Source organism: Rhodococcus parequi, from assembly GCF_046042785.1.
In the GTDB taxonomy this organism is placed as follows: domain Bacteria; phylum Actinomycetota; class Actinomycetes; order Mycobacteriales; family Mycobacteriaceae; genus Prescottella; species Prescottella parequi.
In genome coordinates, this window is sequence record NZ_JBDLNV010000001.1 from 366,157 (window position 1) to 378,896 (window position 12,740).

Consider the following 12,740-nt stretch of genomic DNA (forward strand, 5'->3'; position numbering starts at 1 on the left):
TGGTGATACCCACCGGGTATTAAGGTGGTCGAGTGGAGGATCTCGAGACACGTCAGCTGCGCTACTTCCTTGCCGTCGCCGAGGCTCTCCACTTCGGACGAGCCGCGGACAAGCTGCACATCGCTCAACCTCCGTTGTCGAGGGCGATCCGACAGCTCGAACATCAACTCGGAGTTCAGTTGTTCGTGCGTGACCGTCGCGGTGTCTCGCTCACCGAAGCCGGATCTGTGCTCCATCGGGAGGCGCGTATCGCTTTGGATGCAGTCGCCGCTGCCGGGCGGCTGACCGTTCGGGCGTCGAAACCTCTTGTTCTGGCCACGAAAGCAGGGGCGTCTCATGGTCTGCTGCAACGACTACTCGAACAGCATCCCGACCCGATCGATGTTCTGCTGTGTGAAGTTGGCGAACAAGCGGGTTTGCTGCGTGATGGCAAGGCATGCAGAAGTCACGGGCCATAGTTTCGAGGGACTGGTTGAGTCGATCGTGAAGTCCTTGATATGAGCTGTTCGGTCTCCGTCACCAACTCCACCGGCACAGGAGGACATCGACGGCGAGGACAGCAGGCTTGGTCGCTGGCGGTGACGTCAGCGGCGACTACACCGGGACCTGGGACGAACCGTGGACATCAATGGCTCACAAACCTCCGTTATAGACGAGGAGTGTGCTTATGGCCGTAGAGACCGGTGGCGTTCCGCTGGTCATGTTCGAAGGTGGGAAGCGCCGTTGAGGTCCAGGATCGTTCCGGTGGCCCATTGGGCTTCGGGTGAGGCGAGATAGACGACGGCTGCGCCTACTTCGGCCGGTGTCCCCACGCGGCCGAGGGGACTCTGTTGCCGTAGTGCGGCGCCTTCTTGGCTGTTGAGCTTTGATTGCTGACGTTCGCTGGAGATGAATCCGGGTGCGACGCTGCTCACGGTGATTCCTCGCGGTGCGAGGGCGATCGCCAGGGATTGTCCGAGGGCATGCAGTGCGGCCTTGGTTGCACCGTAGGCGGGGTGCTCGGGTTCACCTCGAAACGCTCCGCGAGAGCCGACGTTGATGATGCAGCCCCCTGCGGTCATGTGCTGGACGGCTGCCCAGGTCACGCGAGCAGAACCGAGGAGGTTCACGTCTACCACCCGGGTCCAGATGGCGCACCAATCGTCGTAGCTGGTATCCGCAATCGGATGGCGGTTGATTGCGGACGGCGCTACGGTGGCGTTGTTGACAAGCACGTCCAACGAGCCGAGCGCGCTGACCGCTTGCTCTACGAGGTTTCGTGCTTGCCCCGGATCTCCGATGTCACCGCTGACGAGCGTGTGCCCTTCACCGGGCAGCTCTGACCTCGTGTGTTCGGCGCCCTTTCGGTCGGTCGCATAGTGCACTGCCACGGTGTCACCGAGTTCGGCGAATGCATGGGCGGTGGCGCGGCCGATGCCGCTCGACGCGCCGGTGACCAGAACCTTTCGCATGGACTGCATCTTCTCCTTCGCGGTGGGTATCCCACCGATGACCTGTCATCTCGCCGTCCACCAGAAGGCGTGATCTCCTCATGGAGAGGCCGGTTCGCCGATAGATAACAGTATCCAACTCGCTTGGGCTGGGCACCGTCCTTACAGGTGGCACCAGCACCCTCAACGCCGCCGCTCTATTTGCCAAGGGTCACACTCGAAATACCCTGATGTATAGGCAGGCCCTGCCTGGTTGAACGACGATCTACGGGAGTTCGAGGCTCGTTGTTGCGGCGAGGGCTCCGAGCAGTTGGAGCTTGTCGGCGCTCGGTGATCCGGGCGGTGCTTGGTACACGATCAGCTGGTGTCCGGGTGCGCTGCGGACATCGAATGCGTTGTACTCGAGTAGTAGGTCGCCGACATCGGGGTGGCGAAATGCCTTGGCCTCGTGTGTTTTGCCTCTCACGTCGTGCCGGTTCCAGAGGTCGCGGAACTCTGCGCTCGCAGCGTGTGCCTCGAGAATGAGTGCCCGGACGTCGTCTGCGGAGCCGATGTGGCCGAGAGCAAGCCGAAGATTCGCGACGCAGGCGGTTGTAGCGCGCTCCCAATCGGTGAAGAACCGGCGCCCGAAGGGGTCGAGGAACGTCATACGGGCGATGTTGTCGATGCGTTCGAAACCGTTGTACAGAGCGCCAGCGAGGTCGTTGTACGCGAGAACATCCAACTGGCGGTTGATGATCAGCGCGGGGGTGTGCGACCACGACGTGAGAAGCTGACGGAGCGAATCGTCGACGGTCTCGCGCATCGGCGTACGCGGTGCCGGCGCCAGACCGGCAAGGCGGAACAAATGCTCGCGCAGATCGGCGTCGAGGTCGAGCGCACCCGCCAGAGCGTTGAGCACCCCGGGGGAAGGATTTCGCTCGCGGCCCTGTTCGAGCCGGGTGTAGTAGTCGACGCTGACGCCGGCGAGCATGGCTACTTCTTCGCGGCGGAGCCCCGAGACGCGGCGGCCGGGCTGGGCCTTGATGCCCACGGTGGACGGCTGCACGTGGCCGCGTCGTGCTTTGAGGAACGTTCCCAGTTCGGTCGAGCTCATGAGACGACGCTAGCTTCTCGGTGTCGGGTCTGGCAGGCCGTGGCGCACCCTGGCAGAGGTCGGTTGACCGAGGCGACCAGGACAGCACCCAACAGTGTGATTGCAACCACGATGAAAGCCGCGACAGTCAGGTTGCCGCGGTGGGCAGATGCCGCGATCACCGGGCCGATACTTCCGCCGAGGAACATGAAGGCGCCGTACCAAGCGGTCGCGCCGGCGGTCTGTTCCGGTGCGGCTATCTCCACGATCCGCGCGATCAGAGCAGGCGTCGTGAGTGCGATCGCTGCGACGAAGACGACGACGCCGATGGCGACGATCGCGGTAGCGGCCTGCGTGGCGACAACTGCTGCGCTGATCGCGGCGAGAAGGAACCCTGCAACGGCACGGTGGCGAGCCGGAACGCCGTGCAGAAAAATCGCGGCCACCGTCACGAGAACAAGGGCGGGCAGGGTGGCGATCCGTAGACCTTGCAGGCCGCCGGGGAAGCCCGCGACGACGGCAGAATCACTGAGCTGCAATGTTGTGAACAGGGCCACGTAACCGCCGAGCACCGCCGCGGTCGCGAGATACAGGGCGATCATCCGTCCGTGTCGTATCACTCGGGGAAGTACGAGCAATGCCTGGGTCATTGGTACGGGCGCAACCGCACCTCCGGTCAGCGTGACCGCAAGTAGGCCGGCGCACACTGCTAGGCCCGTTCCGCTCGCGATGAAAACGCCTCTCCAGCCCCACAAGTGGGCCGCCGGACCGGCGATCAAGGGCATGACCACAGCCGATGCCAGAAACCCGGTTGTCAAGGCGGTCGTGGCGACGGTCCGAAGACGCGCGGGAAACTGCTGTGCCACGTACACCAACGCACAGGGCGCAAAAGCAGCGGTGACGAAACCCTGCCCCGCGCGGATTACCAGCTCCGCGCTGATCGATGTCGGCGCGGCCGCAGCCAGCGCCGTTGCACTGGCGCACACCAAGCCAACGAGCAGGACAGGTTTGGCGCCGAAGCGCCCGGCAAGCGGTCCGGCGGCCAAAAACCCACAGGCGTAAGCGATCCCGAAGACTGTGGTCGACGCTGCCACAGCTGAGGGCGGGACGCGCAAGCTGTCGGCCATCGAATCGATGAGACCGAGCACAACATAGGTCTGTCCGACGGCGAGGATGCCCGTCACCGTCAGCACCGCCACAGTGACCACACTGCGTATTCGCGAGAGTGCGGGTGAAGTCATGGGAGCGAGTCCTTTCAGAGATGCCGCAGATCGGCAGGATTCGACTCTCTCCTCCCTAGCGAGCATGAACCAGGCCGTAGCGCACCCAGGTACACACCGGCCTGTTCCAGTCACCCATCCAGCCCGATAGTGGATTTCGCCGGGAACACCGGCGTCCCTCGAATCGCCATTCTGGAGCTCACATGAACACCCCCTTCAGCCCTGAACTGCTCGAGCTGATCAACACCAACCGCGCCACCGGGCACCGCCCACTTCTGTTCGGCAACGCCCGCGTCATCACCGACGACTCACTGATCGGTGACTTCGACCGCGGTGATGTTCTTCTGGGCGGCTCCCGCGTGGTCGGCATCGGGCCCGGGCTACTCACCGCGGCCGACGACGACGGCGCCATCGTCATCGACTGCGACGGCTACGTCATCGTGCCGATGGACATCGACATCGCTCAGCTGCGCGGCCACCGCGAGGCTTCGTTCCGGTCGCCGACCGCGCTTGCACCCGGCAATCCGGCCAGTTTCGCGGTCTTGCCCATCGACTCCGACGAATCAGCATCCGCCGCGCTCTGCCGATTCCTCGGCGCCCCGGAGTCCGCGTCCACGGTGGTCATCGCCGGCGACGTGGTTCTCTGGGGCGGGCAGAGTGTCAACACCGGCGACGCCGCTGAAGCGCCCGCTGTCGCGAACGCACCCTCGGACCAGTATCTCGGCACCTGGATCGACGAGAACGACTTCGTGCATCAGCACCTGACCGCCGACGGCCGCTACGACGAAACCCGCGGCGGGCGACCGCACGCCTTCCAAGGTTCCTTCTGGATCACCGGGGACCGCATCGACTACCGCGACGACCTCGGCTTCTGGGCCTTCGGTGAATTCATCGATGGCACCCTGCACCACGCTGGATACACCTTCCACCGGTCCTGACCTCGACTTGAGACTGAGAAGAGACTCACATGCACACCTCCCTTGCTGACTTCAACGCCGCTCGCGCCAGCGGCCGCCCGATCCTGTTGAGCGGCGGTGCCGTCGTGACGATGGACCCAGATGTTCCGGATCTCGACTCCGGCGATGTCCTGCTCGTCGGCTCGCGCATCATTGCCGTTGGACTCGACCTCCGTTCCGACCCCGACCACGGCGCTGCTGCCGCATCAGCGCTCGTCGTCGACGCCCGTGGCGCGATCGTGTGCCCCGGCTTCGTCGATACCCACCGCCACGCCTGGGAAGCGCAACTGCGCCGCAGCATCCCTGACGTCAGCGACCTCGGCGAATACGTCATGTCGACGCTCTCCGGCATCGCACCGAGCTACACCCCCGACGACATGTACATCGGCACCCGCCTCGCCGCGTTGACCGCGCTCGACTCGGGCATCACGACCATGCTCGACTTCTCCCACAACTCGCGGAGCACCGCCCACTCGGATGCGGCGCTCAACGCACTCGTCGACTCCGGAATCCGAGGCGTACACGCCTCGATGGGTCCTCACTTCGGTGAGTGGGACCGTCAGTGGCCCGCCGACATGAGCCGATTGGTGAGCGACTTCCACGGCGCCGCGGGCGGCCTCGTGACCGTGCGACTCGCTGCGCTGTCCACCGACGAGATCGCCGGCCCGGCCATCGCATACGGGCCCGAGCTCGCGGCCGTGGCGCGTGACCTCGGCCTGTGGACCAGCATCGACGCCGTCTTCGGAGTGCCGTCGTCGGAGGCGATTCTGCGGTGGGCGCGGATGGGTATCCTCGACCCGACCCTCACCCTCATCCACTCGACCGGGCTCACTGCCGATGCCTGGTCGGCGATGGGAGATGCCGAGGTCACGGTGTCGCTCGCGCCGACATCCGACGCACAGATCGGTCTCGACACCGCGGTCCCCGCCGTCGACGAAGCCCTCACCGTCGGGATCCGCCCGGGCCTGAGCATCGACGTCGAAGTGGCACTCGCCAGCGACATGTTCACCCAGATGCGGGCCCTCCACGCCATCCAGCGGATGCGCGCCACCAACGCCACCTACGGCACCGACGAGTCGCGCAGCAAGATCACCACACGGGACGTCCTCGACTTCGCAACCCTTCAAGGCGCCCGCGCCAACGCACTCGGAGATGTCACCGGCTCGCTGACCCCGGGCAAAGACGCAGACCTCCTCATCGTCCGCGCCGACGACATCAACAACATGCCCCTCAACGACGCCATCGGCACCCTGGTACTCGGCTCGGATGCCCGCAACATCGACACCGTTCTGGTTGCCGGCAATCCTCGCAAATGGGCGGGATCGCTGGTCGGTGAAGACATCGACGCACTTCGCGCCGAGGTCGTCCGCTCGCGCGACGACATCACCCGGCGGGTGGCGGCACTGTGAGGGATACCGGAGACAGGGGAGACGCTGGAGACACGAAAAGGGCTACAGCAATGCAGCATTCGTTCGTCGGGCTATGGGTAACGGCCGACGGGCACATCCGCCAACGCCTCCTCCCCGAAGGCCGCTACGTCGAAGCTCGCGGCAACCGCGAGGCCGCCTACACCGGCGCGTATCGGATCGAAGGCGCCATGATCTACTACCGCGACGACACTGGCTTCTCCGCCGACGGCGAGTTTCGCGACGACGTCCTGTACCACGCGGGCATGGTGATGTACCGAGAGGCGGCCGCTCGAACGCTCCCATAGACGTAACTCTTCCTTAATCGGCTCCTACCGAGTGCAGATCCCACAGGATTAGGCCAGGATTCCGGCAGCGTCGTGAAAATACCTGACCGACACAACCTGCAGGATCCCACTGCGGCAGGTCGCCCTCTGTGTCCCCGCAAGGTCTACAGCGATTGTAGATCTTGCGGGGGCTGTTCGTTTCACGGCGCACGTCGACCAGCGCTGACGCGGTCGCCGGAGTGTGCGGTGATGCGGCTCCCGCTGCGATCGTCGACCACTGGGATTTCCGGAGACAGGATCGTCGGCGCTGGGCAGACTGGAGTCAACGGAAAGGACCCGGCAATTGAGAATCGACATCCCCGAAGGCAAGGACCCCGTCGGATACGTGTGGGGCGAGATGGTCCCCGGTATCGGCGTCGCGGCGTCCAGGCTGTCGCGCGCGGTCTACTCGCAGTCCACGCTCGCGCTGCGCGAGTTCGAGGCCGCTCGTCTGCGCATCGCCCAGATCAACGGGTGCATCGTCTGCATGGACTGGCGCACCGAACGCGACGGCGAGAGGGTCGAGGACGGCTTCTTCGAGGCCGTCGAGAGCTGGCGCACCACAGATATATTCGACGACCGGACCCGCTTGGCCGCCGAGTACGCGCAGCGGTACGCGCTCGACCACCACAACCTCGACGACGAGTTCTGGGCCCGCATGGCCGAGCACTACGACCAGCACGAGATCGTGGAGCTCACGATGTCCATCGGCTCCTGGATCGTCTCGGGCCGACTCAACCACGTCCTCGGCCTCGACACGGTGTGCGCCCTCCCGGAACTCTGACGAATCTGTCGAACCCCGAGCGAGCGGGTCTTCTCGCGTGCCCTTCAGCTTGCCGGGATACCTACCCAGCACCTCCGCGTCATCCGGCGGTCGGCTCACGGAGGGCTGTCCGGCACCGGCACCGAAACCCGGATCGTCGGTTAGGGCTCGAATCAAGGGACGGTACTGGAGCGCAGAGGTCGGAGCTCCGGATCCGACCTACGCTGCGCGGTGTGGGTGCGAGGGAAGTGCCGCAAGACGCGATCGCCGAGCCGCCGAGCCGCCGAGCCGCCGAGACTATTGTGGAGTAGATCGGCGTCCTGCTCGAGCGGACCGCGGACACCGTCCTCGGAGCGTCGGGCCCGGCCCGGATGCCTGGCATACCGGCATGCCGTCCGCGACACCAGCGCCGGCAGCCGGGAGGAGGCTTGAAGCGGCCTTGCAGATGCTGTTGCGAAGGAGTGGGACAGCTTCAGTGGGCTGCCCGACGGCTGCAGATCTCCCGGGCGGCGAGGTTGTCGAACTCGCCACGGGTCAGCGACAGCGTTTCCTACTCGTCGCCAGGCCTGTCGCCGACAGCTCCCGCAGACCGGCCTGGGCCATGCCGGACGAACGTATTCCCAGATTGCCCAATGATCGTTCACACTGGCGCGCACCCGACGATGGTGACGTCGAGCGGTAATCCCGTTGCCTCGTGGCACTTCCCACGACCGCTCGAGCCACCCACTGTTGTGGATCCCCGACGTCAACGAATGGGCGTTGGGGACGCAGCGGCGAGATCCGGCTGAAGATCTCGCGAACCCAGGTCTCGGACAACGGTTTCGCTCGGCCCTCGGGAGGCGCTGGTGATGCTGGCTCGCAACCGAACGTGGCTGCGATTCTATTCAGGAGTATCGGCCTGGGCAGTAGCGTGGCGGCGACTGTGCGGCCGCCGCTCTCCGCTAGGCAGGCTGTCTGCTCAGCGAAAGAAGCGAGACAGCGGCCGTCGGCGTCTGCGAAGGCTAGGAGGCATGGGCCAGCAACCGTGCGTTCCCGAATCACGCCACAGCGTGTGCGCGCCGATAGACTCGAAGATGCGTCCGGGAACGGGACTTGCTGTCGTCGGCTTCCGTGACTTCGATGTTGAGGCCGGTGGTTCCAGTGTCCTCCGCACGATTCGTCGATCTCGAATTTCCGTTGAGCGGAATCGTCTCGGTGACAGCAAACATGGACATCTATCGTTCTCGGGCCACGAGTTGTCACGGGATGGGATTCGCGCGTGGCCGCGGAGAAAGGAAGAAGAAGTGGGTCTCTTGGATGGCCGAAGTGGACTTGTCACCGGCGGCGCCAACGGAATCGGCCGAGCGATGGCCGAAAGTCTCGCCCGTGAGGGTGCCAACGTGCTGGTGTCCGATATCGATGACGACGCAGGTGTGGAGACCGTTCAACGTATCCGGAGTGCAGGCGGAACCGCGGAGTACCTCCACACTGATGTGACTGACCAAGACGCGGTGTTCGCAATGGTCCAAGCTGTTGTGGAGGCTTTCGGTTCACTGGACTTCGCGATGAACAACGCCGGAGGAGGAAGCGCGGGGCGTCCACTCCACAGGGACACCAAGGAGAATTTCGAACACACAATCCGACTCGACTACATGAGTGTCTTCTACTGCCTCAAGGCAGAAATCATCCAGATGCGAAAGCAGAACGCCGGCGGTGCGATCGTGAACACGGCGTCGACTGCTGGTCTGAGCGGACTCGCCGGACTCGCGGCCTACGGCGGCGCAAAGTGGGGCGTGATCGGCCTGACTCAATCTGCGGCCGTCGAGAACGGACGATTCGGCATTCGGGTGAACGCACTATGCCCCGGAAGCACTGAAACCGAAGCGATCAGAGGCATTGCCGAGATGGATCCCGCCGGTTATCAGGCTCGTACGAGCGCGATTCCCCTTGGACGTGCGGGACGGCCCGAGGAACAGGCAGACGCAGCAGTCTGGTTGGTCTCACCGCGCTCCTCCTACGTCACTGGTGTCGCTCTACCCGTGGATGGCGGGAGCATCATCCGCCGTTAACCGTCACCGATCAGCGATTGTGACGATCACCCAGAGCCTGCTCGGCTCGTCTAGATAGCCTGCTGCCCAAAACGCCACAGGGCTAGCGGATAAGACGGTGCTATCGCGGAGTCATGCCGGGGGATAACCTCCGGGCTGATGACGGTCGAGGTGTGATTCGGGCATATCGCAGTAGCGGGCAGAACCGGACGGGCGCGACCATGAGTCGATGCTCATCATGATGCGTTCTGTCCGAGCGGATTTGAGTGAAACCTTCCGGTGAGATACGTTGAATGCGCTGTGCCGCAGCGTCGGTGAGGACCCCGTGCTACCCCCTGGTGCGGGGTCTTCGCCGCCTTTGGCAGCAGCTAGCAAGAGCGACGGAGATGCTGCCGACGCTCCTCACAGCCCCACGTCCAGCGTAGCTCCCATCCCTGATGTGTTATCTCCCTCCTGTTCCTGCCCGTGAAACACCGAACGGGAGCCCCGCGCCACGGTGTCGCGAGCGAAGCGTGCCGTGGATTCCCATTTCAGGGTGTGTGTGCAGTGAGGTTCAGACGAGGCCACAGTACGCGTCCCGCAGCGCCGCGATCTCGTCGATTTCCGACGCCGGCGAGTCACGACCTTCCCAGGGTCGAGAACGGCTACGTGGTCGACCACGCTCGTCGCGGCCTCGACGGCCTGTTCGACGAGGAGGACGGCTAGGGCATGTCTGACAATCGGCGGGTCCAGGCGATCACGGCGTGCAGGACGATCGCTGACCGGTAGACGATGGCAAGTTTGTCGTAGCGAGTGGCCAGACCGCGCCACTGCTTGAGGTGACAGAACCGGCGTTCGACCACATTGCGGCCACGGTAGTCGGTGGAGTCGAACGCCGGTGGCCTGCCACCGCGTGAGCCGCGTCGACGACGGTGCCCGGCTTGGTCGGACGGTTCAAAGGATGACCGCACCGATTCCGCAGCGACGCAACAGCTCCCAATTGACGCGGGAGGAGTACGCCTTGTCGCCACGAACCCGATCCGGCAGCGTGCGTGGCCGCCCGCCTTCGAGCCGGGGAACTTTGAGGTGGTCGAGCAGGGGGAAGGCCGGGCAGTCCCCGGACTGGCCCGGTGAGATGAGCACGACTAGCGGTCGTTCGTGGCCGTCGACGAGGTGATGGATCTTCGTCGACAGATCACCGCGGGAGCGGCCGATCGCATGGTCAGGCGACTCGGCCGAAGGATTCACGTAATTCGACCCATCCCCCTGTGTGACGGGTGGTGTTCGAGGCGTGCTGATGAGCGCGCGCGATGGTCGAGTCCAGTGACACCGCCAAGTCGATCTTCCCCGAAGCGTCGGCGGCGGTCAGCAGGCGTTGCAGTACCCGGTCCCAGGTCCCGTCATCGGCGAGTCTGCGGTGCCAGGTCCAGATCCTCTGCCACGGCCCGAACACCTTCGGCACGTCCCGCCACGCAATCCCACACCGATACCAGTAGACAACGCCTTTCACCATCGTCCGCGCATCGGAGAACGGCCGGCCCCGGCGACCGGTCCGGATTGGCAGCGAGTCCGAGATCGACTCCCACTGCTCATCCGACAACACCTGAAGCCGCGTCACACGAACAGGCTCACACGCAGCGGTTCACATGCAGGCATGAGGGACCCCGCGGACCCCAGTCGGGAAAGTCGGTATGTCCGTTGTGTCAAATCCGTAGGCAGGGGGCTGGTAGTGGGGTCATCTGACTTGCTGGGTCTGACGATTTCGCTGATGTCGTCGACGCTCGTCATTGCCCTTGCCGCTGCACTTATGCCACGAATCGTCGGCGATAAACCGAATTCCGTTGTGGGCATACGCACCAAGGCGACGATGTCGAGCCCTGCAGCGTGGAAGCTGTCCCATCGCGTTGCTCGGCCACTTCTGCGCCGGACGGTGTGGACAGCCGTTGCTGGACTGTCCATCCAGGTCATCATCGGTATCGTGGCAGGTTTCGGATCTGTGGCGACGGCTGTCGCTGCACCCGCTGCGCTTCTGGCGGTGCTCATCGCCCTGATCTACGCGGCGATCAAGGGCAACGCCGCGGCTAAGTGGATTCGGTGTTGATCCGACCCCGCTCTTCATTATTCCGAGTCCTGACCAAAGTCGCCTGCTTTGCTACCAGCGGGCGCCGATATCGACCCCGGCGGATCGAGATGATGGTCGACAGGCGATTCCTAACTGAGCTGTGATCAGCCGCGTGCTGCGCCGCTACCGTTTATCCGCCATGCCCTAGTGACGGAATTCATTGGGGGCCAACGATCTTGGCCTCGGTCAGTCCGATCAGTTCTACCTGTCGCCCAACTGCGCACCGAAGCTCGTGCCCAAGCCCTTCCGAGCGCGACGATACTGGCCGGGTCCACTCGGGCCACGGCTTCACGCTCGCAGCCCGAGTGTCGCCCACCTGACGGCTCAGTACACCTAGGCGGCGAATGCCGCAGCCGTCGCTGCCGTGTCCTCGAACAGATGCATGCGCGTGATCTTTCCCGCCTTCACGGTCAAACGCAGCGCAACGTCGGTGTGGAACGGGCGCCCGGTCGGCGCTGCGACGTGGTCGAACGCACCGAAAATGACGGCGTCTTCGCCGTCGGTGACGACAGCCTCGACGGAGACGACGCTCTTACCCGGTTCGAGAGCGGCCCACAGGGCACGGAAGTAGTCGGGCACCTCGCTCTTACGCGAGCGAGCGCCGACCCAGTGCGCTACCGCCGGATCGCCCGGAACGAACCAGTCGATCTCCTCCGCGAACAGCTCGCCCATTCTCTCCGCGTCCTGTGTTCCGAGGCCCTCGAGGAAGGCGGTCGTCACGTCTGTAGTGGTGGGGGTCATCGGTTGTCCTGTCTGTCGTGGTGGTCGCCGGCCACCGCATTGTGTAGTGGTCGATACAGAATGCTAGCAGATCTGTAGTGGTCCCTATAAAATGAATGCATGGGACGGCCGCGCAGCTTCGATCGAGACACCGCACTGGACAAGGCGATGCGCCTGTTCTGGGAGCACGGCTACGAGCAGACCTCCATCGCCGACCTCACGCAGGAGCTCGGCATCTCCGCGCCGAGCCTGTACGCCGCGTTCGGCGACAAACAGGCCCTGTTCAAGGAGGCCGTCGCCCGCTATGAAGCCAACCCCGCGTCCGTGACGACAGCGGGGACCGCCGGCACGACTCCGCACGAGGTGCTGCGGATGATGCTCAACCGCGCATGCCAGGAGTACGCCAGCGAAGCCCATCCGCGCGGATGCCTCGTCAACAGCGCACCCGAGCTCACCGGCAATCGCAACCAGAACCGCGCGATCACCGCAGACCAACTGCGCAGAGTCGCAATCGACACGGAAACAAGCATCGACGCCGAAACACTCGCCGCCTTCATCCATGCCCTCCTCTTGGGCCTGTCGTCCTACGCTCGCGACGGCGCCGATGAGGAGCAGCTGCGCCGCGTGGCCGAGCTGGCCATGCGGGTGACAAGGGCGTGAGTGGTACACCTTCTACCTCGCCGCCGTGGTTCTGAATGCCGTCATCACGTGGACGA

15 protein-coding genes are annotated in these 12,740 nt (G+C 64.5%); 8 read left to right on the forward strand and 7 right to left on the reverse strand.

From position 1 onward, the window contains the following. Positions 1 to 32 precede the first annotated feature (32 nt). Positions 33 to 458, forward strand: a complete 426-nt coding sequence (locus tag ABEU20_RS01705; protein WP_420162663.1) for a LysR family transcriptional regulator — start codon at positions 33 to 35, stop codon at positions 456 to 458. Between the two features lie 240 nt (positions 459 to 698). Here the strand turns inward: ABEU20_RS01705 and ABEU20_RS01710 are convergent, their stop codons facing one another. From ABEU20_RS01710 to ABEU20_RS01720, 3 genes are all read right to left on the reverse strand, one after another. Further along, positions 699 to 1,451: an SDR family NAD(P)-dependent oxidoreductase gene (locus ABEU20_RS01710; RefSeq protein WP_420162664.1), complete on the reverse strand. Its 753-nt coding sequence runs from the start codon at positions 1,449 to 1,451 to the stop codon at positions 699 to 701. Positions 1,452 to 1,695: 244 nt separating this feature from the next. Continuing rightward, positions 1,696 to 2,526 carry a helix-turn-helix transcriptional regulator gene (locus tag ABEU20_RS01715; protein WP_420162665.1) on the reverse strand — a complete coding sequence of 277 codons (831 nt, stop codon included), beginning with the start codon at positions 2,524 to 2,526 and terminating at the stop codon, positions 1,696 to 1,698. Beyond that, complete coding sequence (locus ABEU20_RS01720; RefSeq protein WP_420162666.1) at positions 2,523 to 3,704, reverse strand: MFS transporter; 1,182 nt, start codon at positions 3,702 to 3,704, stop codon at positions 2,523 to 2,525. Before ABEU20_RS01720 ends, ABEU20_RS01715 begins: the two co-directional genes overlap by 4 nt. 224 nt (positions 3,705 to 3,928) lie before the next feature. Here ABEU20_RS01720 and ABEU20_RS01725 point away from each other — a divergent pair, with 224 nt between their 5' ends. The 5 genes from ABEU20_RS01725 to ABEU20_RS01745 all read left to right on the forward strand — a co-directional run bounded on the left by ABEU20_RS01725 (position 3,929) and on the right by ABEU20_RS01745 (position 9,224). Next, a complete protein-coding gene (locus ABEU20_RS01725) occupies positions 3,929 to 4,663 on the forward strand; it encodes an Atu4866 domain-containing protein (RefSeq protein ID WP_420162667.1) in 735 nt (244 codons plus the stop codon). A gap of 29 nt (positions 4,664 to 4,692) precedes the next feature. Next, complete coding sequence (locus tag ABEU20_RS01730; protein WP_420162668.1) at positions 4,693 to 6,090, forward strand: amidohydrolase family protein; 1,398 nt, start codon at positions 4,693 to 4,695, stop codon at positions 6,088 to 6,090. A 50-nt stretch (positions 6,091 to 6,140) separates the two neighbouring features. After that, positions 6,141 to 6,395, forward strand: coding sequence for an Atu4866 domain-containing protein (locus tag ABEU20_RS01735; protein WP_013417620.1), 255 nt, complete (start codon positions 6,141 to 6,143; stop codon positions 6,393 to 6,395). Positions 6,396 to 6,717: 322 nt separating this feature from the next. Then, positions 6,718 to 7,197: a carboxymuconolactone decarboxylase family protein gene (locus tag ABEU20_RS01740; protein ID WP_420162669.1), complete on the forward strand. Its 480-nt coding sequence runs from the start codon at positions 6,718 to 6,720 to the stop codon at positions 7,195 to 7,197. Between the two features lie 1,052 nt (positions 7,198 to 8,249). Continuing rightward, positions 8,250 to 9,224 (forward strand): SDR family NAD(P)-dependent oxidoreductase, encoded by a 975-nt coding sequence (locus tag ABEU20_RS01745; protein WP_420162670.1) that lies wholly within the window; start codon positions 8,250 to 8,252, stop codon positions 9,222 to 9,224. Between the two features lie 680 nt (positions 9,225 to 9,904). On the opposite strand, the gene ABEU20_RS01750 is transcribed toward ABEU20_RS01745, so the two are convergent. The 3 genes from ABEU20_RS01750 to ABEU20_RS01760 are packed head-to-tail and all read right to left on the reverse strand — an operon-like array spanning position 9,905 to position 10,800. Beyond that, a complete protein-coding gene (locus ABEU20_RS01750; protein WP_420162671.1) occupies positions 9,905 to 10,213 on the reverse strand; it encodes a transposase in 309 nt (102 codons plus the stop codon). Then, positions 10,137 to 10,430: a transposase gene (locus ABEU20_RS01755; protein ID WP_420162672.1), complete on the reverse strand. Its 294-nt coding sequence runs from the start codon at positions 10,428 to 10,430 to the stop codon at positions 10,137 to 10,139. The genes ABEU20_RS01750 and ABEU20_RS01755 overlap by 77 nt, the downstream gene beginning before the upstream one ends. Beyond that, entirely contained in the window at positions 10,405 to 10,800 is a 396-nt protein-coding gene (locus tag ABEU20_RS01760) for an IS5/IS1182 family transposase (protein WP_041674480.1), read from the reverse strand. The genes ABEU20_RS01755 and ABEU20_RS01760 overlap by 26 nt, the downstream gene beginning before the upstream one ends. A 150-nt stretch (positions 10,801 to 10,950) precedes the next feature. Here ABEU20_RS01760 and ABEU20_RS01765 point away from each other — a divergent pair, with 150 nt between their 5' ends. Beyond that, a complete protein-coding gene (locus ABEU20_RS01765; protein ID WP_420162673.1) occupies positions 10,951 to 11,283 on the forward strand; it encodes an SdpI family protein in 333 nt (110 codons plus the stop codon). A 354-nt stretch (positions 11,284 to 11,637) separates the two neighbouring features. On the opposite strand, the gene ABEU20_RS01770 is transcribed toward ABEU20_RS01765, so the two are convergent. Then, the gene (locus ABEU20_RS01770; protein ID WP_420162674.1) at positions 11,638 to 12,045 is read right to left on the reverse strand and encodes a nuclear transport factor 2 family protein; all 408 of its coding nucleotides are present in this window, start codon (positions 12,043 to 12,045) and stop codon (positions 11,638 to 11,640) included. 99 nt (positions 12,046 to 12,144) lie between these two features. On the opposite strand from ABEU20_RS01770, the gene ABEU20_RS01775 reads away from it, so the two are divergent. Further along, the gene (locus ABEU20_RS01775; protein WP_420162675.1) at positions 12,145 to 12,684 is read left to right on the forward strand and encodes a TetR/AcrR family transcriptional regulator; all 540 of its coding nucleotides are present in this window, start codon (positions 12,145 to 12,147) and stop codon (positions 12,682 to 12,684) included. Positions 12,685 to 12,740 lie beyond the last annotated feature (56 nt).